General features: G+C 69.1%; 19 protein-coding genes and 1 riboswitch. Of the genes, 8 read left to right on the top strand and 11 right to left on the bottom strand.

The genetic code is table 11. From position 1 onward, the window contains the following. Positions 1 to 22: 22 nt before the first annotated feature. On the bottom strand, positions 23 to 346 hold the full coding sequence (locus tag G5B31_RS06490; RefSeq protein WP_165014938.1) for an AzlD domain-containing protein: 324 nt from the start codon (positions 344 to 346) through the stop codon (positions 23 to 25). After that, positions 343 to 1,035, bottom strand: a complete 693-nt coding sequence (locus G5B31_RS06485) for an AzlC family ABC transporter permease (RefSeq protein WP_165014936.1) — start codon at positions 1,033 to 1,035, stop codon at positions 343 to 345. The genes G5B31_RS06490 and G5B31_RS06485 overlap by 4 nt, the downstream gene beginning before the upstream one ends. 245 nt (positions 1,036 to 1,280) lie before the next feature. On the opposite strand from G5B31_RS06485, the gene G5B31_RS06480 reads away from it, so the two are divergent. Next, positions 1,281 to 1,901, top strand: coding sequence for a hypothetical protein (locus tag G5B31_RS06480; protein WP_165014933.1), 621 nt, complete (start codon positions 1,281 to 1,283; stop codon positions 1,899 to 1,901). Positions 1,902 to 1,916: 15 nt separating this feature from the next. Here the strand turns inward: G5B31_RS06480 and gcvP are convergent, their stop codons facing one another. The 7 genes from gcvP to G5B31_RS06445 all read right to left on the bottom strand — a co-directional run bounded on the left by gcvP (position 1,917) and on the right by G5B31_RS06445 (position 11,106). Next, positions 1,917 to 4,757: an aminomethyl-transferring glycine dehydrogenase gene (gene gcvP / locus G5B31_RS06475; RefSeq protein WP_165014931.1), complete on the bottom strand. Its 2,841-nt coding sequence runs from the start codon at positions 4,755 to 4,757 to the stop codon at positions 1,917 to 1,919. Positions 4,758 to 4,838: 81 nt separating this feature from the next. After that, a complete protein-coding gene (gene gcvH / locus G5B31_RS06470) occupies positions 4,839 to 5,198 on the bottom strand; it encodes a glycine cleavage system protein GcvH (RefSeq protein ID WP_165014928.1) in 360 nt (119 codons plus the stop codon). Between the two features lie 10 nt (positions 5,199 to 5,208). Next, a complete protein-coding gene (gene gcvT, locus G5B31_RS06465) occupies positions 5,209 to 6,327 on the bottom strand; it encodes a glycine cleavage system aminomethyltransferase GcvT (RefSeq protein ID WP_165014924.1) in 1,119 nt (372 codons plus the stop codon). Positions 6,328 to 6,477: 150 nt separating this feature from the next. Further along, a riboswitch (glycine riboswitch) is annotated at positions 6,478 to 6,581 on the bottom strand. Between the two features lie 81 nt (positions 6,582 to 6,662). Next, on the bottom strand, positions 6,663 to 7,994 hold the full coding sequence (gene gltX, locus G5B31_RS06460) for a glutamate--tRNA ligase (protein ID WP_165014922.1): 1,332 nt from the start codon (positions 7,992 to 7,994) through the stop codon (positions 6,663 to 6,665). 243 nt (positions 7,995 to 8,237) lie between these two features. Further along, positions 8,238 to 9,248: a YcjF family protein gene (locus tag G5B31_RS06455; RefSeq protein ID WP_165014917.1), complete on the bottom strand. Its 1,011-nt coding sequence runs from the start codon at positions 9,246 to 9,248 to the stop codon at positions 8,238 to 8,240. After that, a complete protein-coding gene (locus G5B31_RS06450; RefSeq protein ID WP_346763887.1) occupies positions 9,245 to 9,694 on the bottom strand; it encodes a GNAT family N-acetyltransferase in 450 nt (149 codons plus the stop codon). Before G5B31_RS06450 ends, G5B31_RS06455 begins: the two co-directional genes overlap by 4 nt. Beyond that, entirely contained in the window at positions 9,691 to 11,106 is a 1,416-nt protein-coding gene (locus tag G5B31_RS06445; RefSeq protein ID WP_240904324.1) for a YcjX family protein, read from the bottom strand. The genes G5B31_RS06450 and G5B31_RS06445 overlap by 4 nt, the downstream gene beginning before the upstream one ends. Before the next feature lie 99 nt (positions 11,107 to 11,205). Between G5B31_RS06445 and truA the strand changes: the two genes are divergently transcribed. Further along, positions 11,206 to 11,973: a tRNA pseudouridine(38-40) synthase TruA gene (gene truA / locus G5B31_RS06440; RefSeq protein ID WP_165016237.1), complete on the top strand. Its 768-nt coding sequence runs from the start codon at positions 11,206 to 11,208 to the stop codon at positions 11,971 to 11,973. 353 nt (positions 11,974 to 12,326) lie between these two features. Here the strand turns inward: truA and G5B31_RS06435 are convergent, their stop codons facing one another. Further along, a complete protein-coding gene (locus G5B31_RS06435) occupies positions 12,327 to 13,031 on the bottom strand; it encodes an SDR family oxidoreductase (RefSeq protein WP_165014914.1) in 705 nt (234 codons plus the stop codon). A 103-nt stretch (positions 13,032 to 13,134) separates the two neighbouring features. On the opposite strand from G5B31_RS06435, the gene G5B31_RS06430 reads away from it, so the two are divergent. After that, positions 13,135 to 14,004, top strand: coding sequence for a LysR substrate-binding domain-containing protein (locus tag G5B31_RS06430; RefSeq protein ID WP_165014911.1), 870 nt, complete (start codon positions 13,135 to 13,137; stop codon positions 14,002 to 14,004). A gap of 55 nt (positions 14,005 to 14,059) precedes the next feature. On the opposite strand, the gene G5B31_RS06425 is transcribed toward G5B31_RS06430, so the two are convergent. Then, positions 14,060 to 16,222, bottom strand: coding sequence for an esterase-like activity of phytase family protein (locus tag G5B31_RS06425; protein ID WP_165014908.1), 2,163 nt, complete (start codon positions 16,220 to 16,222; stop codon positions 14,060 to 14,062). A gap of 362 nt (positions 16,223 to 16,584) precedes the next feature. On the opposite strand from G5B31_RS06425, the gene G5B31_RS06420 reads away from it, so the two are divergent. The 5 genes from G5B31_RS06420 to G5B31_RS06400 all read left to right on the top strand — a co-directional run bounded on the left by G5B31_RS06420 (position 16,585) and on the right by G5B31_RS06400 (position 20,696). After that, positions 16,585 to 17,943 carry a site-specific integrase gene (locus G5B31_RS06420; protein ID WP_240904323.1) on the top strand — a complete coding sequence of 453 codons (1,359 nt, stop codon included), beginning with the start codon at positions 16,585 to 16,587 and terminating at the stop codon, positions 17,941 to 17,943. A gap of 214 nt (positions 17,944 to 18,157) precedes the next feature. Further along, entirely contained in the window at positions 18,158 to 18,337 is a 180-nt protein-coding gene (locus tag G5B31_RS06415) for an AlpA family transcriptional regulator (RefSeq protein ID WP_165014905.1), read from the top strand. Between the two features lie 2 nt (positions 18,338 to 18,339). Next, positions 18,340 to 18,783 carry a hypothetical protein gene (locus G5B31_RS06410; protein WP_165014902.1) on the top strand — a complete coding sequence of 148 codons (444 nt, stop codon included), beginning with the start codon at positions 18,340 to 18,342 and terminating at the stop codon, positions 18,781 to 18,783. Further along, a complete protein-coding gene (locus tag G5B31_RS06405) occupies positions 18,780 to 19,964 on the top strand; it encodes an AAA family ATPase (RefSeq protein WP_165014899.1) in 1,185 nt (394 codons plus the stop codon). Before G5B31_RS06410 ends, G5B31_RS06405 begins: the two co-directional genes overlap by 4 nt. A gap of 318 nt (positions 19,965 to 20,282) precedes the next feature. Continuing rightward, positions 20,283 to 20,696 carry a hypothetical protein gene (locus G5B31_RS06400; RefSeq protein WP_165014896.1) on the top strand — a complete coding sequence of 138 codons (414 nt, stop codon included), beginning with the start codon at positions 20,283 to 20,285 and terminating at the stop codon, positions 20,694 to 20,696. Positions 20,697 to 20,835: the final 139 nt, after the last annotated feature.

The following is a 20,835-nucleotide window of genomic DNA, read 5'->3' as shown; positions in this document are numbered from 1 at the left end:
CGGCGCAAGGGGCAAGCGCGCCTCAGCCCAGCGCCCAGAAGGCCGCGGCATAGCCCGCGGCCCCGCACAGCGTTCCCGCCACCACCGACCGCCGCGGCAGGAAGGCCAGCACCGTGGCCGCCACCCCGGCCGCCAGCGGCCAGAGGTCGCGCGGCACCGGCCAGAGCTGCGGCAGCACCGAGGCCACGAACAGCGTCGCGATGGCCGCCGGGCCGGTGGAGGCGAGGAAACGCGCGGCCACGCCGCCCGGCCGCGCCTCGCGCTTCATCAGCAGCACCGGCAGCGCCCGGAAGGCCCAGTTGGCCGCGCCGGCCAGCAGCGCCAGGATCACCAGATCGGCACTCATCGCCTCAGCACTCCCGCCAGCGCGCCGCCGATCATCCCGGCCAGGATTCCCGCCGTGCCGGACCACATGAGCGTTCCCGCCACCGTCGCCACGCCTGCGACCAGGATCGCCGGCAGCGCCGCCCGGGTCAGGATCGACAGCAGCAGCGACAGGAACAGCGCCGCCAGCATGAAGCCCAGGCCGGCGTTCAGCGCCGGATACGCCTCCAGCGCGCCGCCGCCGGCCCAGGCGCCCAGCGCGGTGCCGCCGGTCCAGGCGCCATAGGCCGCCAGACCCAGCCCGAACATCCAGGCTTCCGAGAACCTCTGCCCCCGCGCCAGCGCCCCCAGCGCCTGGCCGAACACCTCGTCGGTCAGCCCCCAGGCCCAGGCCCAGGCCAGCCGCCGCGGCGCCGCGGCCCCGGCCTGCTTCATCAGCGCCGGGCCGTAGAGCAGGTGGCGCAGGTTCATGGCAATCAGGGTGAAGGCCGAGACCAGCACCGGCGCCCCCCCGGCCAGCAGCGCCAGCGCGAGGAACTGGCTGGCCCCGGCATAGATCACCAGCGACAGGAAGGTGGCCTCGACCCCGGTCAGCCCCGCCCGCACCGCCGCCACCCCGAAGGAAAAGGCAATGGGGAAATAGCCAAGGGCGATCGGCAGCCCGGCCCAGAGCCCCGCCCCGAAGCCCGGGCCTTTCGTCTGATCCGTCATCCCCGCCTCCTCCCGCGACCCGGGGAGATGCGACAGCCGGACGATCCTGTCAACGGCGTTTCACCCCGATTTTTCGTCGAAAAATCGAACCTTCCGGGTTTTCGACGAAAACCCGTTCACGGCAAAGTCACCGCCGCCCTCCGGTTTCCCCGATCCACCCCCCGCTTGACGCATTGCCGCGCCCTGCTACCCTTGGCGTCACGATTTGAACGCCAACCCTTTTCCCTTTGTCGAAGGAGCCTTCCATGCGCGCCTCCCTCGGTCTTATAGCTGCCCTCCTCGCCTCGCCCGCCCTCGCCGCCGACATCCCGGGAACCGAGTTCACCTCGGGCAACTGGTATGGCTCCGGCGAGACCGGGTCGGACGGCCGCTTCCTTGATTGCTACATCTCGGTCGGCTACGTGAACGGCGAGCAGCTCTGGGTCGGGCTTTACGGCGACGACAGCCTGACCGTCTTCCTGTCGCAACCCGGCACCGGCTTCACTCCCGGCAAGACCTATCCCGCCAGCCTGATGACCGAGATGGGGATGCCGGTCCACGGCAATGCCTTCGCGGTGGACCAGAACTTCATCGCCTTCACGCTGGAGGGGCTGGACCAGTCGGTCGACTACCTGACCCAGGGGGTCTATCTGCGGCTTCTCGGCGTCGGGATCGACCAGTCCTTCGACGTGCGCGGCATGGGCGGCGCGCTGGCGCAGGCGCGGGCCTGCCTTGCGATGCAGACGAAAGGCGGCGCGGTCGCGGCCGCGGCGCCCGCCGCCCCCGAACCGGCCAAGCCCGCGCTCGGGGCCTCGGGCGGGGCGCAGCCGGTGCAGATGGCGCGCGACGTGGCGATGCCCCGGCCTCCGGCGCGCCCGGCGGAATAGGCCGCCGGGCCTTCCCTACTCTGCCGCCTCGGCGTAGCTTTCCACCGGCGGGCAGGTGCAGATCAGGTTGCGGTCGCCGTAGACGTTGTCGACCCGCCCGACCGGCGGCCAGTATTTGTCCACCCGGAACGCCCCCGGCGGGAAGCAGCCGGCCTCGCGGCTGTATTTGCGGTCCCATTCGCCCACCAGCGCCGCCACCGTATGCGGGGCGTGGCGCAAGGGCGAATCCTCGGCCGCGATCTCGCCCTTCTCCACCGCCCGGATCTCCTCGCGGATCGCCAGCAGCGAGGTGATGAAGCGGTCGATCTCGGCCTTGGTCTCGCTTTCCGTCGGCTCCACCATCAGCGTGCCGGCCACCGGCCAGCTCATCGTGGGCGCATGGAAACCGTTGTCGATCAGCCGCTTGGCGATGTCGTCCACCGTCACCCCGGCCTCGGCGAAGGGCCTTGTGTCCAGGATGCATTCATGCGCCACCCTTCCCTTGTTGCCCATGAACAGGATCGGATACTGCCCGGTCAGCCGGCTGGCGATGTAATTGGCGTTCAGGATCGCCACCCGCGTCGCCTGGGTCAGGCCGGAGCCGCCCATCATCAGGCAATAGGCCCAGGAAATCAGCAGGATGGACGCCGAGCCATAGGGCGCCGCCGACACCGGCCCCTCCACGCCCGCCGTCTCGGGATGCCCCGGCAGATGCGGCGCCAGATGCGCCTTGACCCCGATCGGCCCCATCCCCGGCCCGCCGCCGCCATGCGGGATGGCGAAGGTCTTGTGCAGGTTCAGGTGGCTGACATCGCCGCCGATCTCGCCCGGCTTCACCAGCCCGACCAGCGCGTTCATGTTCGCCCCGTCGATATAGACCTGCCCGCCGTGGTCATGGGTGATCCGGCAGACCTCGGTCACGGTCTCCTCGAAGACGCCATGGGTGGAGGGATAGGTGATCATGCAGGCCGCCAGCCGCGCGCCCGCCGCCGCCGCCTTGTCGCGGAAGTCGTCCAGGTCCACGTCGCCGTTCGGCGCGGACTTGACCACCACCACCTCCATTCCCGCCATCTGGGCCGAGGCCGGGTTGGTGCCATGGGCCGAGGTCGGGATCAGGCAGATCTTGCGATCCGCATCCCCCCGCGCCCGGTGATAGGCGAGGATGGTCAGCAGCCCGGCATATTCCCCCTGCGCGCCGGAGTTCGGCTGCATCGAGAAGGCGTCGTAGCCGGTGATCTCGCACAGCTTCGCCGTCAGGTCGGAGATCGCCTCGGCATAGCCCGCGGCCTGATCGGCCGGGACGAAGGGGTGAAGCGAGGAAAACTCCGGCCAGGTGATCGGCATCATCTCCGCCGCCGCGTTCAGCTTCATGGTGCAGGAGCCGAGCGGGATCATCGCCCGGTCCAGCGCCAGGTCGCGGTCCGACAGACGGCGCATGTAGCGCATCATCTCGGATTCCGCCCGGTTCATCTGGAACACCGGATGGGTCAGGTAGTCGGTCGTCCGCAGCATCTCCTCGGGGAAGCCCAGCGAGGCGCGGTGCGGCGGCAGGCCGAGGATGCCGAAGGCGCGCAGCACCTTGACCAGCACCCGCTCATCGGTGGTCTCGTCCAGCGAGATGCCGATCCGGTCATGGCCGATCCTGCGGAAGTTCAGCCCCTCCGCCCGCGCGGCGGCCAGGATACCGGCCTGGCCGACGCCGACCTCCACCGTGATGGTGTCGAAGAAGGCTTTCGGCGAGACCTTCGCCCCGGCCGCCTTCAGCGCACGGGCCAGCCGCTGGGTCAGGAAATGCACCCGCTCGGCAATCGCCCGCAGCCCCTTCGGCCCGTGGAAGACGGCATACATCGAGGCCATCACCGCCAACAAAGCCTGCGCGGTGCAGACGTTGGAGGTGGCCTTCTCGCGCCGGATATGCTGCTCGCGGGTCTGCAGGGCCAGCCGATAGGCCTTGCCGCCCTGCGCGTCGACCGACACCCCGACGATCCGCCCCGGCATCTGCCGCTTGTGGACGTCCTTCACCGCCATGAAGGCGGCATGCGGCCCGCCATAGCCCATCGGCACCCCGAAGCGCTGGCTGGAGCCGATGGCGATGTCCGCCCCCATCGCCCCGGGCTCCTTCAACAGGCAGAGCGCCAGCAGGTCGGTCGCCACCACCGCGATGGCGCCCTTGGCATGCAGCGCGGCGATCCGGTCGCTGTAGTCGATCACATGGCCGTAGCTGCCGGGATACTGGAAGATCGCCCCGAAGACCTTTTCCGGCTCCAGCTTCTCCACCGCATCCTCGATGACCTCGATCCCCAGCGGCAGCGCGCGGGTGCGGATCACCGCGATGGTCTGCGGATGGCAGAAGCGGTCGACGAAGAAGGCCTTGGCCTTCGATTTCGCCACCCGCTCGGCCATCGCCATCGCCTCGGCCGCCGCGGTGGCCTCGTCCAGCAGGGACGCATTGGCCACGTCCAGCCCGGTCAGGTCGCAGACCATGGTCTGGAAGTTCAAGAGCGCCTCCAGCCGCCCTTGCGCGATTTCCGGCTGGTAGGGGGTATAGGCGGTATACCAGGCCGGGTTCTCCAGGATGTTGCGCTGGATCGCCGGCGGCGTCACCGTGCCGTAATAGCCCTGCCCGATCAGGCTGGTCATCACCCGGTTCTTCGCCGCCACCTCCTGCATCCGCGCCAGCAGCTCATGCTCGGCCAAGGGCGCCCAGGACAGCAGCTTCGCCTGCCGGATCGCCTTCGGCACCGTCTCATCGATCAGCGCGTCCAGCGAGGGCACGCCGACGGCCTCCAGCATCTCGGCCATCTCGGCCGGCGAGGGGCCGATGTGGCGGCGGTTGGCGAAATCATAGGGGTTGTAATCGGTGGGGGTGAAGGTCATCGCGTCCATCCTGAAGGGCCGGGACCCGGGTTTTCGCCGAAAACCCGAAGCCCCGATTTTTCGACGAAAAATCGTTTCGGCTCAGCCGATCAGCTCCTTGTATTCCGCCTCGTCCATGAACTGGTCCAGCACCGAAAGGTCGGCGACCTTCATCTTGAAGAACCAGGCCTCGCCCAGCGGGTCCTCGTTCACCAGCGCCGGGGTATCGACCAGCTTGCCGTTGACCTCGGCGATCTCGCCGTCCAGCGGCGCAAGAATGTCGGAGGCAGCCTTGACGCTTTCGATCACGCAGATCTCGTCGCCCTCGGCCACCGTCGCCCCGGCTTCCGGCAGTTCGACGAAGACCACGTCGCCCAAAGCCTCGGCGGCGTGTTCGGTGATGCCCACCGTGACCAGATCGCCGTCGACCCGCAGCCACTCGTGTTCCTTGGTGTATTTCATCGGGAGCTCCTCAGCGTTTGTAGGTTGTGGGGTGGAAGGGCATCTCGGCCACGGTCACCGGCAGGCGCTTGCCGCGGACGTCGCCCTCCAGCCGGGTGCCGGGGGTGGCGAGCGGGGTGGGCACATAGCCCATGGCGACCGGCGCGCCGACCGAGGGGCCGAAGCCGCCCGAGGTGATGGTGCCGACGCCAGTGTCGCCGTCGAACAGCGCGGTGCCCTCGCGCATCGGCGCGCGGCCTTCGGGGCGCAGGCCGATGCGGATGCGCGGCGGCCCCTCGGCCAGTTCGCGCAGGATGCGCGCGGCGCCGGGGAAGCCGCCTTCGCGCGCGCCACCCGCCCGGCGGGATTTCTGGATCGCCCAGGTCAGCCCGGCCTCCACCGGGCTTGTGGTCTCGTCCAGATCGTGGCCGTAGAGGCAGAGCCCGGCCTCCAGCCGCAGGCTGTCGCGGGCGCCGAGACCGATGGGCAGCACCTCGGCCATCGCCAGCAGGTCGCGGGCGAAGGCTTCCACCCTTGCGGCGGGAACCGAGATCTCGAACCCGTCCTCGCCGGTATAGCCGGAGCGGCTGACCCAGAGGTCGCCGAAGACACTCCCGAACACGCCGATGTCCATGAAGCGCATCGCGACGACCCGCGGCTCCAGCCGGGCGAGGCAGGTCTCGGCCAGCGGCCCCTGCAGCGCCAGCAGCGCGCGGTCGGTCACGGGGACGACCTCGGCCACATCGGCCAGCGCCGTCGCCATATGCGGAATGTCATGCGCCTTGCGGCCGGCGTTCACCACCACGAAGAGATGATCGCCCCGGTTGGCGAACATCAGGTCGTCCAGCACGCCCCCGGCTTCGTTGGTGAACAGGCCATAGCGCTGCCGCCCCTCGGGCAGCGAGGCCACGTCGACCGGCATCATCGCCTCGAAACCGGCGACCAGCGCCTCCATCCCCGCCTTCGGGCGCAGGATCACCTGGCCCATGTGGGACACGTCGAACAGGCCCGCCGCGGCCCGGGTGTGCAGGTGTTCCTTCATTACCCCGGCGGCGTATTGCACCGGCATCTCGTAGCCCGCGAAGGGCACCATCTTCCCCTGAAGGCCGACGTGAAGGTCGTGCAGCCCAAGGCGCAACAGGTCGGTCAAACCGCCTCTCCCCTGCCTGGCCGGAAGCGTGTCCGGCACCGTCCGCGGCAATGCCCCTGCCGCCCGGTGCCCCCTCTGTCCCTGCCCGTATCGGGCGCCTGAGATCGTTATCCCTTCGGCGGGCGCAGGGCGCGCCACTCTCCAGAGTCCATCGCAGGAACGGTCCCTTGCGCCTGAGAGTTTACCGGGGCGGTTGCTCCTTCGGCACCGGACCGCAGCCCGAAGGCCCGCCCGGATTCTCCCGATCCTGCATCGACAGGGTTAGCCGAGGACCCCCGGTCCGGGCAAGCGAAAAACGGAATGCGACCGTATACCGAGCGGAAACGCCGCGCCGCTCAGCCCTGCTTCGGCCGCTGCAGCAGCGGCATCAGGTCGGCCATCTCCGGCCCGGCGTCGCGGCCCGTCAGTGCCCGGCGCAGCGGGCGGAACAGGTCCTTGCCCTTGCGGCCGGTGGCCTCCTTGACTGCCGCGGTCCACTGGCCCCATGTGGCGGTGGTCCAGGGTTGCGGCGGCAGCATCGCCAGCGCCTGCGCCACGAAGTCGCGGTCGGCCTCGTCCACCAGCGGCGCGGCACCGTCGCGGATCAGCGCCCACCAGCCGGCCAGATCGTCCAGCACGGTGATGTTGCCCTTGGCGACGGCCCAGAACGCCTCGGCCATGTCGTCGGGAACGCCCAAGGCGGCGATGCGCTCGCGCACCTCGGCGAAGGGCTTCCCCTGCACCACGCCGCGGGTCAGCGGGAACAGGTCCTCGGCATCGAACTTGGTCGGCGCGGCGCCGAAGGAGGAGACATCGAAGCCCTCGGCCAGTTCCTCGATCGACCCGGCCAGCTCCACCGGCTTCGACGACCCCAGCCGCGCCATCAGGCTCAAGAGCGCCATCGGCTCCACCCCCCGCGCCCGCAGGTCGCGCAAGGACAGGGTGCCGAGCCGCTTCGACAGCTCCTCCCCCTGCGCGCCGGTCAGCAGCGAATGGTGGGCGAAGGCCGGCGGGGTGCCGCCCAAAGCCTCCATGATCTGGATCTGCGTCGCGGTATTGGTCACGTGGTCGGCGCCGCGGACGATGTTCGTCACCCCCATCTCGATGTCGTCCACCGAGGAGGCGAAGGTGTAAAGCACCTGCCCGTCCGCCCGGATCAGCACCGGGTCCGAGACCGAGGCAGCGTCGATGGACAGCGGCCCGATGATCCCGTCCTCCCATTCGATCCGGGTCTGGTTCAAGAGGAACCGCCAGTAGCCCTGCTTGCCCTCGGCCCTTGCCGCGGCCTTCTGCTCTTCGGTCATTCCCAGCGAGGCACGGTCGTAGACCGGCGGGCGGCCCATGGCGGCGGCCTTCTTGCGCTTCAGGTCCAGCTCGGTCGGGGTCTCGAAACATTCGTAGAACCGCCCCTCGGCCCGCAGCCTGTCGGCGGCGGTGCGGTAGCGGTCGTAACGCAGCGACTGCCGCTCCACCCGGTCCCAGTGCAGGCCCAGCCAGTCGAGGTCCTGCATGATCCCGTCGACATATTCCTGCTTCGACCGTTCCTGGTCGGTGTCGTCCAGCCGCAGGATGAAGGTGCCGCCGGCCTTGCGCGCGATCAGATAGTTCATCAGCGCGGTGCGCAGGTTGCCGACATGGATATAGCCGGTCGGCGAGGGGGCGAAGCGGGTGACGACAGGACGGGTCATGGGATCGGCTCCTTGGACCCGCTTCCTCTGTCACAAGGCCCCGGCCTTGTCCAGTTGGGGCCGGCGTCGAAGCCGGGGGCGCTTCGCCCCCCGCGCGTTATCGGTTTCTCGAACCGATGGCGCAACCGATAACGCACCCCGAGGATATTTGTCTCCAGAAAGAGGAGAAGGCCCTGCCTCTTTCTGGACTTAAATATCCTGGGGGTTTGGGGGTGAAACCCCCATCAGGCGGCTTGCCACCGCTCAATCCGCTTCCTTGGCCCCGCGCGGGATGATCCCCGCCAGCGCCCGCCCGACCAGCGCCGAGGTCGAGGGGCGCGGCACGGCGCGGAAGGGCAGCGGGCGGCACAGCTCCATCGCGGCGATGCCGATGCGGGCGGTCAGGGCGCCGTTCACCACCCCCTCGCCGAAGCGGCGCGACAGTTTCGAGGCGATGCCGCCCCCGGCGAAGGAGCCGATCAGGTCGTCGGCCAGCGCCACCGCCCCCGCCGCCACCAACGCGGTGAACACCCGGCGCAACAGGCCGAGCGAGCCGAAGCTGCCGGAGCGCCCGCCGTAGATTTCGGCGATGCGGCGGATCATCCGCAGGTTCGACACCAGCGCCGCCGCCACATCGGCCAGCGCCAGCGGCACCAGCGCGGTCACCATGGCGACCCGGGCCGCCGCCGCCTCGACCTCGGCCACCGCGCGGGCGTCCAGCGGCGCCAGCAGCGTGGTCTCGGCCAAGCCCAGCAGGGCGTCGGCGTCCATCACCTCGGCCTCGTGCTCGGCCAGCCGCGCCCTGCCCCAGGCGGTATCGGCGCGCGCGGCGTAGAGACGGGCGAGGTTACCGGTCACCCGCCGCGCCGCCGCCATGTCGCCGGAGGCCAGCGCCGCGGCGGCATGGGCGCGGAAGCCGTCCAGCCGCGCCAGCCGCGCCAGCGCCGCCCATTCGCGGAAGGCCACCAGCAGCGCCGCCAGCAGCGCCAGCGCCACCAGCACCACGGCGATCCCGCCGAGAACGGGATAGCTCGCCAGCAGGTCCTGCACGAATTGCCAGGCCGAGACCGACAGCCAGAAGGCGAACAGCGCCCCGAAGGCCCAGGCGGCGAAGCGCCAGAGGCCCGAGGGCCGGGCCGAGGCGATCCGGCCCGCCGCCAGCACCGCGGCAGGCTGGGGCAGCGTCTCGCCCACCGGCGGCGCGGCGGCGGGATCGGCCTCTTCCTCGACCTCCAAGAGGAAGGGCCGGGGCGGCGGGGGGTCGTCTTCGCTCATGCCGGGCGTCTCCAGATCATCCGCACGTCGGGCAGGCCCTCCTCGTTGCCCGCGCCGTCGGTGCGCTCCACCTCGGCAAAGCCCTCGCGGGTGTAGAAGGCGATGGCGCCGGTATTGGCCTGGAAGGTCCAGAGGGCAAGCCGCGGCTCCCCCGCCTTGGCCGCGTCCAGCAGCGCCTTGCCGATGCCCCTGCCCCGCGCGGCCTCGGCGACATAGAACCCGGCGATGTCGCCCTGCCGCACGGCGATGAAGCCCAGAGGAGCGCCTTCGGCATCGCGGGCCACCAGAATCCGGTGGCTCGCGATCATCCGGGACAGGAAGGCGATGTCCTCCGCGCGGCTGTGCAGCACCGGCATCCAGCCGGTGCCGCGCAGCCAGTCGCCCAGGATGCGGGCCAGCGGCGCGGCATCCTGCGGAGCAGCATCGGTCAGGGCGACGGTGGTCACAGCCGGTCCCCGATCAGGAATTCGGCGGCGCGGTCCAGCCTTATATGCGGCGGCCCCTCGCCGGGGGAAAGGTTCATCCGGGCCGGGGCGAAGCCCATCAGCGCATAGTCGGCGTCCAGCCAGCGCTCGGCCCCCGCGCGGGCCGGGGCCAGCACCCGGGCCGGATCGCGCGGCAGGGTGCCGGGATACATCACCGCCTGCTTGCCGGTGGCCAGCAGCCGCCCGCGCACCGCCGGCAGGCTCTGCCCGTCGCGCTCCACCCGTTCCTCCACCGTCGCCCGCAGCCCGGCGATCGACATCGCCGCCACCTCGGCCCCGGCATAGGAGGCGCGCGACTTCGCCTCGGCCAGCAGCGCCTCGGCGATGGCGGTCAGCTGCGGGTGCTGCTCGTGGTGCAGGTGGTCGGCCTTGGTGGCGGCGAAGAGGATCTTCTCCACCCGCCGGGCGCCCAGGATGGAGGCCAGCCAGCCGGTGCGCCCCACCCGGAAGGCGGACAGGATCTCGGTCATGGTCCGCCGCAGATCGGCCACCGCCTGCGGCCCCTGATGCAGCGCGCCGAGGACATCCATCAGCACGATCTGGCGGTCGATCCGGGCGAAATGGTCGCGGAAAAAGGGCGTGACGACGCGGGCCTTGTAGGCTTCATACCGACGGTCCATCTCGCGCCAGAGGCTGCCGCGGCCGGTGGCGGCGGGTTTCGGCAGCGGCGCGAAGGTCAGCACCGGGCTGCCGGCAAGGTCGCCGGGCAGCAGGAACCGTCCCGGGGTGCAGTCGGAATACCCCGCCTCGCGCGCGGCCTGCAGATAGGCGGTGAAGCTGCGGGCCAGCGCTTGCGCCTCCGGCTCGTCCAGCCGGCGGGAGGCATCGGCGGCCCGCGCCTCGGCCATGAAGGTGGCGGCCTCCTTGCGACGGTCGATGCGGGCCAGGGTCTCCTCGGCCCAGTCGGCATAGGACTTCTCCATCAAGGACAGGTCCAGCAGCCACTCGCCCGGGTAATCCACGATGTCCAGATGCAGCACCTGCGGCCCGCGCATCCCCGAGAACCAGCCCGAGGGCCGGGTGCGGAACGACAGCCGCAGTTCCGAGATGGCGCGGGTGGAGTCCGGCCAGCGCGGGGTGTCGCCGGTCAGCGCGGCCATGTGGCCCTCGTAGTCGAAGCGCGGCAGGGTCACGTCCGGCTGCGGCTGCAGGTGGACCAGCTCGATCCGCCCCTCGCGCGCCGCCTTCAGCTGCGGCATCCGGCCCCGGTTCAAGAGGTTGGCGATCAGCCCGGTGATGAACACCGTCTTGCCCGCCCGGGAGAGGCCGGTGACGCCGAGCCGCAGCACCGGCTCGAAGAACATGCCGGAGACCGAGGCCTGCACCCCCTCGATCCCGCGCGCGATTCCGTCGGTGATGCCGAAAACTGCCAAGCGCCGCCCCCTGTTGCCGGGCCAAGATAGGGGGCGGGGGCGGGATTGGGAAGCGGGCTGCCGGTGGACGGCAGCGGGGCTTTCCGCTATCCGGCGGGAATGCCGCGCTATGCCTTCAGGATCGAATACCACGGCGGCCCGTTCTGCGGCTGGCAGCGGCAGGCCGGCCAGCCCTCGGTGCAGCAGGCGGTGGAGGAGGCGCTGGCGCGGCTGGAGCCGGGAGAGCACCGCATCGCCGCCGCGGGGCGGACCGATGCCGGCGTCCATGCCACCGGGCAGGTGGCCCATGCCGATCTGGCGAAGGCGTGGGAGCCGTTCCGGCTGGCTCAGGCGCTGAACTGGCACCTGAAGCCGGCGCCGGTGGCGGTGACCGATTGCGCAAGGGTGGCCGAGGACTTCCACGCCCGCTTCTCGGCGGTGGAGCGGCGCTATCTCTTCCGCATGGTCGCCCGCCGCGCCCCTGTCACGCATGACCGCGGGCTGGTCTGGCAGGTGCCGAACCTGCCGGATGTGGACGCGATGCGGGAAGGGGCGGCGCATCTGATCGGCCGGCACGACTTCACCACCTTCCGCTCGGCGATGTGCCAGGCCGACAGCCCGGTGAAGATGCTGGACGAGATTTCCATCGCCGAGGTGGATTACCCCGGCGGCTGCGAAATCCGCTTCACCCTGCGGGCGCGCAGCTTCCTGCACAACCAGGTCCGCTCCATCGTCGGTACGCTGGAGCGGGTTGGGGCCGGGAGCTGGCGGCCGGAGGACGTGGCGGCCGCGCTGGAGGCGAGGACCCGCGCCGCCTGCGGCCCGGTCTCGCCGCCGGACGGGCTGTATCTGACCGGGGTCGGTTATCCGGAGGAGCCGTTCGGCTGAGTTGCGGTCTGGCCGGGCGGGACCATGTTCTCCACTCTCCCTGCGCAGCTGACATTCCCGTTTCCGCGGGGTGACAACCGCGTAGGGCGGGGTTCACCCCGCCGCTTCTTCATTATCCGCGGGCGGGATCAGGCGAGGCACTGCCTCGCCCCGCCCGTGCGCGGCGGTTCAACCGGAGACCTGTCGGCCCAAGCCCCCGAGAGGCCAGCGCCCGACCCGGCGGGCGAGAAGCGCCCGCCGAGGGCGGGGCGGGCGCTGGCCGGGCCTTTGGGGGCCCGCCGGACAAGGGGAAGCGTTGCGCTGTGGCGAAGGCGCGCGCCTTCGCCAAGGAAGCCGCGAATGGCGGCTCCCCCTCACACCCCTCGGATCAGCCCGCCGTCCACCCGCAGGTTCTGCCCGGTGATATACCCAGCCCCCTCCGACAGCAAAAACGCCACCGTCGCCGCGATCTCCTCGGCCCGGCCGTAGCGGCCCATCGGCACCGAGTCCCGCCGCTCTTCGGTCGCCGGCAGGCTGTCGATCCAGCCCGGCAGCACGTTGTTGATCCGCACCCCCTTCGCCGCATGGTCGTCGGCGAAGATCTTGGTGAACGACGCCAGCCCGGCCCGGAACACCGCCGAGGTCGGGAACATGGCCGAGGGCTGGAAGGCCCAGGCGGTGGAGATGTTGACGATGGCCCCCGCCCCCTGCGCCACCATGATCGGCGCCACCAGCCGGATCGGGCGGACGGCGGAGAGGAAATAGACCTCCATCCCCTTCGCCCAGTCCTCGTCGGAAATCTCCAGGATCGGCGCCCGCGGCCCGTGGCCGGCGGAATTGACCAGCGCATCCACCCGGCCCCAGCGGTCCATCACCAGGTCGACCAGCCGCTTCAGGTCCTCCGGCACCAGGTTCGACCCGGTGACGCCGATGCCGCCCAGTTCCGCCGCCAAAGCCTCGCCCTTGCCCGAGGAGGACAGGATCGCCACCCTATAGCCCTCCTGCGCCAGCCGGCGGGCGCAGGCGGCCCCCATGCCCGACCCGCCCGCGGTGACGATCGCAACCTTTTCCCCAGCCATCCCGGCCTCCTTCCTGTCTTGCCGCCGCCATCATGCCACATTGCCCCCGGGCTTTCGCGCCAGAAAGAAAGCTGCCAGACTGCAGAAAACCTGCAGTCTTGACATGACCCGATCCCGCCGCCACCTCCCGCCGCTGAACGCGCTGCGCGCCTTCGAGACCGCCGGCCGCCGCCTCAGCTTCCGCGCCGCGGCCGAGGAGCTGGGGGTGACGCAGGGCGCCGTCGCCCAGCAGGTCCGCGGGCTGGAGGATCGGCTGGGGCTGGCCCTGTTCCGCCGCCTGCCGCGCGGGCTGGCGCTGACGCCGCAGGGCGCGGCCTATCTGGCCGAGGCCAGCCGCGCCTTCGACACGCTGGACGAGGCCACCGCCCGCTTGCTGGCCCGGCCCGGGACGGTGACGATCAGCACCACGCCCACGGTGGCGACGCGGCTGCTGATCCCGCGGCTGGCCGAGTTCCATGCCGCCCTGCCGGGGGTGGAGCTGCGCACGCTGGCGACCGAGGCGCTGTCGGACTTCGACCGCGACCGGGTGGACATCGCCGTCCGCCAGACCCGCCCGCCCTTCGCCCCGGGGCTGGAAGCGCGGCTGCTGTTCCGGCATGAGCTGATCGCCGTCGCCAGCCCGCATCTGGTCGGGGAGATGAAGCTGCCGCTGGAGCCGCAGGCCCTGCGCCGGATGCCGCTCTTGCACGATGCACACGGCCATTGGCCGGCCTTCCTGCGGACAGCAGAAAAACTGCCCGGCGCGGTGTTCAACCAGACCGCGCTGGCGCTGGAGGCGGCGCTGGCCGGCCAGGGGGTGGCGCTGGCCTGCCGCGCCTTCGTGGCCGCCGACCTCGCCGCCGGCCGGCTGGTGCAGGTGGCGGCGGAAACCCTGGCGGCCGGCCCCGACTTCTACCTGGTCCGCAAGCGCTCCGCGCCCGGCAAGGCGGCCGAGGCAGCCTGGGACTGGTGCTGCCGCGCCCTGTCGGGCTGACCGCCAAAGCCGGACGGGCCGCTCCAAGGCGGCCCGTCGTCTTCCGACAGGTCGTTCAGAGCTGCCCGGCGTTCCAGAACAACGTCTCGCCCGAGCTGTCGTCGGTGCCGTCGTTGTCGGTGACGATCCAGGCATTGCCCTCATGGTCGAAGGCCAGCCCCTCGACCTTGTCGACGACATAGCCGTTGGTCAGCGACTTCAGCGCCGGGATCAGGTCCAGCACCTCTTCCTTCGCCACCACCGGCAGGGTCTCGCCCAGCTTCGCCGGCGTCAGGTCCTCCAGCTTCACCCGGAACACCTTCTTCACCACGGCAGCATCGCCGATCAGGTTGTCGCGTTCGACAACGTAGAGGTGGTCGCCCTTCACCGCCAGTTCCGACAGGCCGATCCAGCCCTCGCCCTTCGGCTCCAGCGGCCAGGCCACCGCTCCCCATTCTTCGGACTCCAGATCGTAGGAGAGCAGCTTCACCTGCCCCTTCGGATCGTCGCCCCACTCGCGCTGCATGGCGACCCAGAGCCTATCGCCCACCCTGGCGATCCCCTCGGCGCCGAAGCGGGTCTGCTGCGCCAGCAGGTCGATCGGCAGCGAGATTTCCTTCTTGATCTCGCCCTTCGCATCCACATGCAGGATCGCGTGCGGCACCAGCTTCGCCGCGTCGCCCTCGTTGGCCAGCCAGAAGCCGCCCTCGCCATCCGAGGTCAGCCCCTCGATGTCCAGCTTCTGCGCCGGTTCGCCGCCGCGCGTGACCACGGTCTGCGCCACGATCCGCGCCGGGGTCTGCGTGATGTCGATCTCGTAGATCGAGGGCATCGCGCCATAGACGCTGTCCGAGGCCGCGAACAGCCGGCCCTCCACTCCTTCGACCGAAGCCAGCGCCCCGAGCGCGCCCCAGCCGATCAGGTCCTCGGTGCCGGCCGAGGTCAGCATCGGATAGGCCGGAGCCGCATCCGACAGTTGGTAGATCATCACATGCGCCCGGGCGGCGCCGTCTTCGCCCAGGTCGGCCTCGTTCGCCGTCACCAACAGGTTGCGCGCCGGGATCGCCACCGCACCCTCCGGCGAGATGCCCGAGGGCAGCAGCTGCACCAGCTTCGGCGCGGTCAGGTCGGTCACATCATAGGCCGCGACGACCGAGCCGCGCTCGGACAGGATGAAGAGATACGGCACCTCGCCGAAACGGGCGAATTCCATCCCTTCCGGCTCGATCCCCTTGGCTTTCGAGCGCTTCTCGGGATAGTGGCCGATCTCGGCGATGGCATGTTCCAGCGCGGCGCCGGACTCGAAGACCACGGTGCCGTCCTTGTTCCAGATGGTGAAGCCGCGCGAGCCGCCCTTCCAGTCGCCCTCGTTCGCGGTGGCGAAATGATCGGCATCCAGCCATTTCACCGCATCCGGCTCCCGCGGGATCGGGTCGGTGGCGGCGGTGAAGTCCAGCCTGCCGTCGGTGCGGGTGTCGACGCCCTCCAGCACCACCGCGCCGGCCGGGAAATGCGCGGCGACCGCGCCGTCGGCGCCGATCACCACGATGTGGTTGTTCTCCTGCAGCGTGACGACGATCTCGCCCGCCGCGTTGACATCGACGAACTCCGGCTCGGGATCCTCGGCCCCGACCGCGGCCAGCCCGGTCAGGTCGATCTTCTGCAACCCGGCGCAATCGAGATTGCCCTCGTCCAGCGGCAGCTTGACGACATAGCCGGCCGGCATCTGCGGCAGGCCGCCGTCGCCGGCCTCCTCGTCGCGCTCGTTCTCGACCGCCACGGCAAGGAAGCTGCCGTCGGGCGCCACCGCCACCGAATCCGGCTGGCCGCCCAGATCGCAGGACTCCACTTCCGTCGCCGAGGCGAGGTCGATCACCGCGAGGCGGCCGGACGGATTGGCGCGGCTTTCGGAGGTGTTGACCCCGACGAAGGCCTTGCCCGCGATGATATGGGCGGTGGTCGGCTCGCCCTTCAGGTCTATGTTGCCCAGCGCCTTCGGGGCCGCCGCATCGGTGATGTCGATCAGCCCGACGCCGCCCAGCGGGCTGTCGGTGTAGATCAGCGTATTGCCGTCCTCCGAGACCGAGATGATCTCGGCCGAGGAGGTGCGGGCCTTGTCCTCGCCCTCGGCCATGTTGGCGACCACCGGGAAGGAGGCGATGCGGTTGAAGCTCTCGGCAAGGGTCGGGCTGGTGATCAGGGCAAGCAGGGATGCGGCGGACAGCAGTCGGGTCTTCATGTGGCACCTCGGGACAATTCGCCCCGCCGTCTACCCGGGCCGTGCAACAGCCGGGTGAAGCTGGCGTGAGGGAATTGCGACGGGTTGGGGGACCGGGTTTTGGGGGCAGAGAAACCGTCCCGCAACGGGGCCGTCGCTTCGCCGTCATCCTATCGGGAATTCTGGAGCGGGTAGCGGGGGCCAAGAGCCTGTTTTTGCGTGTTCCGTTCTGTTTCATCCAGTCAAATACCTGCAATCATTCCCGTGACTTAGCTCCGATTTCTCGTCAAACGCTGTTGCGCAAAATATCGTTTTGTAGCAAGGTTTATGGATAGCAGAGAGGATAGCGGATTATCGGGGGCGGTTTCGATTCCGCATCCAACATGCTTCCCATAGCGCTGGAGATCGAGATGCCGAGACGGGCGAAAGAATTGGGACCGCTGGACATCAAGCGGGCAACACATCCGGGCGGAACGGACCGTCATCACTGGATAGATGTCGGAGGCGTGGCCGGACTGCGGCTACAGATCACCGCCGCCGGAACGAAGTCGTGGGTTCTGCGAACCGTGATTGGCGACCGACGCAGGGTCATCGGGCTAGGTGCATTCCCCGAGGTCGGGCTTGCAGAGGCGCGGGAGAAGGCCAGAGAGGCGAAGCGCAAGGTCGCTGCCGGGATTGATCCGATAGAGGAGAAGAAGGCCGTGCGCGCCGCTTTGGCGGCGGCATCGGCCCGGAACTTGCTGTTCGCGGATGCGATGGACAAATGGCTGGCCGCGAAGATGAGCGACCGGCCCGAGAAAAGCCAGAAAGCGATTAAGTCCACGATCACGCGGTATGCGCTGCCCGAGCTTGGCAAGCTGACGGTCCAGTCGATCACGGTTCAGGACATCGTGCGCGCCCTGCAAGAGGTCTGGTCGGAGAAGCCGGACACCGGCCAAAAGCTTCGCGGCTATCTAGAAGGCATCCTCTCGTGGGCCACAGTCAAGGGGCACCGGAGCGGCGATAATCCGGCCAGATGGGGCGGCAACTTGAAGGAACTGCTCCCCGCCCCCGCGCAGGTGGAGAAGGGCAAAACCGGCAACTTCCCGGCGCTGGCTGTGTCGGACGTGCCTCGCTGGTGGGCCGAGGTGTTGAAGCGGGAGGACATGGGTGCGCAGGCGCTGCGATTCGCAGCTTTGTGCGCCAGCCGGTCGGGCGAGGTCCGGGGCGCGACATGGGACGAGATCGACCTAGACGCCGCGATGTGGGTGATCCCCGCGAGTAGGATGAAGATGGACCGCGAACACCGCGTCCCGCTATCTCCGGCGGCTGTGGCGCTGCTCAAGGCCGTGCCGAAGATGAAGGACCAGCCGCTGGTGTTCCCTTCCATCACGGGCAAGCAGATGAGCGACATGACCATCAGCAAGGTCATGCGCGATATGCAGGAGCGCGCCGAGAAGGCCGCCGCCTTGGCCGGGCATGACCCGGCGAAGGCGGGCTGGCGCGACCCCCGCAGCGGCAAGGCCGCCGTGCCCCATGGCCTGCGGTCGTCATTCCGCGATTGGGCCGCCGAGCGCGGCTATGACCGCGACATGGCCGAGATCGCGCTTGCCCATACAGTCGGGAGCGCGGTCGAGCGTGCGTATCGCCGAACGGATATGATCGAGCGCCGCCGTGCGATGATGCAAGCGTGGTCGGACTATCTCGCCGGGCGCGATGCGGGCGTGGTCGTCCAATTCCCGCAGGCTAATGTTTCGAGATGAAATGGGAACGGATTGGGAAATAATCCCAAAGTAATGCGTGGGTGAATTGGGATTAAATCCCAACTTTGCCCCGGTATTTCTTTCGCCAATGCAAATATTTCCCCTTGACAGGCATGTATTTCAGGGAGGTGAAGGGTCTTCCGGCGATTGCCCCCCTTTACCTCAATTTAGACGGGTCAATAATAGGGCCTTCCACTTAGAACGGAAGGTGACAATGTTCCTCACGGATAAGCAAATTGCATCGCGTTATGACGTGTCGCGCCCGACTGTCTGGCGCTGGCTCAAGGTCGATCCGAGCTTCCCGCACCCCGTGCGCCTCTCGCCCGGCTGCGTCCGCTGGCGGCTAACCGACATCGAAAAATGGGAGGCCGAGAAGGCCGGGGCGGCGGCCTGATCATGGAGACCAACATCCACGCCCCGCCCGATACCGGCGGGGCTGTCGTTCGCATTGTCGCCCGGCGGGTTCCGTGGCCGACCCTTTCCCAGAGGTCGGAGAGGGCGGGCCTGCGCCTCCGCTGGGATGCGCTCACAGAGGACGGGCGCTTGCTGGTCGAGGCGACCGAGCATCCGCTGGTCGATGGCGCGCACGTCCTGCTGTCGCAGCACGGCCTGCCGGGCGACATGATGGTCACGCTCCGGCACGAGGGCGCGGCCCATGACAGCTTCGTGCCCCAGCCTTTGCATCTGGTTGCCGCCGAAGGTGCCCGCCGGGCGGAGGGCAAGGCTCGGCTTGCCGAAATGCGCGCGCGCCACCCCGAAAATAGCGTGATGAGCGATGCCGCCGGGGGTCACCCCCCGGCGACTGGAAGCGGCCCTGTGCTGGCGGGAGGTGCGGAATGAGGGCTGCATCTAAAGACATGCAACCCGCTGACAGCCTCTCGCGACGGGCCGAAGATCGGCTGGCGCGCTACCTCGGCGCGGCGCGCCCCATCTCGGCGCTGCCGCTTGTGTTGAAGGGGCGCTATCTGGTCAAGGGCGTCCTCGACCGACGCGCGGTTTCCGTCATCTATGGACCCCCGAATGTCGGTAAATCCTTCCTCGCGCTCGATCTGGCCTTGCACCTTTCCGCCGGGGCTGATCGCTGGTTCGGCCACCGGCTCGCCAAGGAGGCCGGTCCGGCCCTGTATATCGCCGCCGAGGGCGACGATGGTTTCGCGGCCCGGGTCCACGCCGCCCGCGCGGTCCATCCCGATTTGGTGAACCGCGCCATGCAGGCGGGGATGCAGGTCCTTCCGCTCGCGGTTAGCCTTTGCGACGAGGACGAGGTGGAAGCGGTGATTGCGATGGTCGGCGAGATCATGGATCGCCCGCCGAGCCTTATCGTCGTGGACACACTGAACAAGAGCCTCGGCCCGGGTCGAGACGAGAACAGCGGCAGCGACATGGCCGCCTTCGCGGCGGCCTGTCGCAAGCTTCAACGCGCCATCGGCGCACACGTCATGGTAATTCACCACTCGGGCAAGGACGCCAGCCGGGGGATGCGCGGACACTCGTCCCTGCTCGGCGATGTGGACACCGCAATTTCGATCTTTCAGCCCGATGACGGCAAAGGGTTGACGTGCATGAAGATGGGCAAGCAGCGGGACGACACAACAGCGGCATCTCTGTGGTTCGGAATCGAGCGGGTTGTGCTGGGGCGAGACGAAGATGGTGACGAGGTAACATCCGCCGTTGTCGTCCAAGCTCAGCCGCCGCAGAAGGATGAGGTGATTGAAGCGTGGGGACCAAGCAGGGGTGCCCTCGACCTGAACACCGTGAAGACGCAGGCGGCGCATGGCCGCGCCGAGGCGGCCTTGCGCCTGCTGACCGATGCCTTCCCGGATCGTCGGTTCAATGCCAGCGATGCAGCGTATGTGTTCAGCGACGCGGGACTGACGAAATCCGACCCGGCCACGAAGCCCGGACGCGAGAACGCGCGAGCGCTGTTGAAGCGCCTCGTCCTCGACGGAAATCTGACCGAGGCGACCTCCGGGTGGTTCACGGTCCCGAAGGTCGCAGAAGCGGATGGAGGCGGCAAATGATCCGGCAAATTACGCTGCAAATTTGCCTCCCCGTCATTTGCCACCTCGGCAAATCGGCAAATCACGGCAAATCACGCTGTTTGCCCGTAATTTGCCAATCCGTTTGCCGCCCGGCAAATCGGCAAATGACGGCCCCCCACCCTATAGGGGTGGGGGCCATTTGCCAGAACGATTTGCCAAGGCAGTGGGAGGCAGATCGTGTCGGCTGAGCTTCGTGTCCTCCGAACCAGACGGATGAACCGAAAGCCGGGTCCGCCCCGGGCGGTCCCGGCGGCTGTCATCCCGCTCCCCTCCTGCGCTCCCGATCTGGATCACGCGATGGTCGCCGAGTGGATGGAGTCGATGCAGACGCGGGAGGAGCGCGCGGAATTCTGGCGGGATCATGTCGCAATTCTCGGCGATGCTTTTCTGGATCGCGGCATCGCGCCCGAGGTCATCGACGCAATCCTCGCGGATCATTTCCGGCGCGTCCGGGAAATCCATCTGGCTCGGCAGGGTAAGCCGAAAAAGCGCCAGCGCCCGGCGGTCGATCTCGACGCCCCGCCCGCTATCGGGACCGAGATGATGATCGGGCGGCGTCTGGCCCGGCTAGTCGAGGTTCGACCGCATGTGCGCCGCGATGGGACGCCTACGGTCTTGCTCGTTTGGAACACCCCGGATGGCATGTTCACGTCCGGCCTTCGGAGCGGAATTTACCGGGTCAGAGAAGAGACCTCCAATGCCCGGGGATGATCGCTCCGGCATCCAGCGCCGGGCGGCGGAGGTCGTCCAGGGCGATGCCCCGACGCTGCCGGACGGGATGGCGCGGGTTGAGGCGAGGTTGCGCCGCTTGGTCTATGGTCAGGGCTTGGCATGTGACGACGAGGGGCTT

The sequence above is a fragment of the Rhodobacter sp. SGA-6-6 genome, from assembly GCF_011043545.1.
Lineage (GTDB): Bacteria > Pseudomonadota > Alphaproteobacteria > Rhodobacterales > Rhodobacteraceae > Pseudogemmobacter.
Note: the sequence above shows the minus strand (reverse complement) of the source record. Positions and strands in the feature narration are given on the sequence as shown.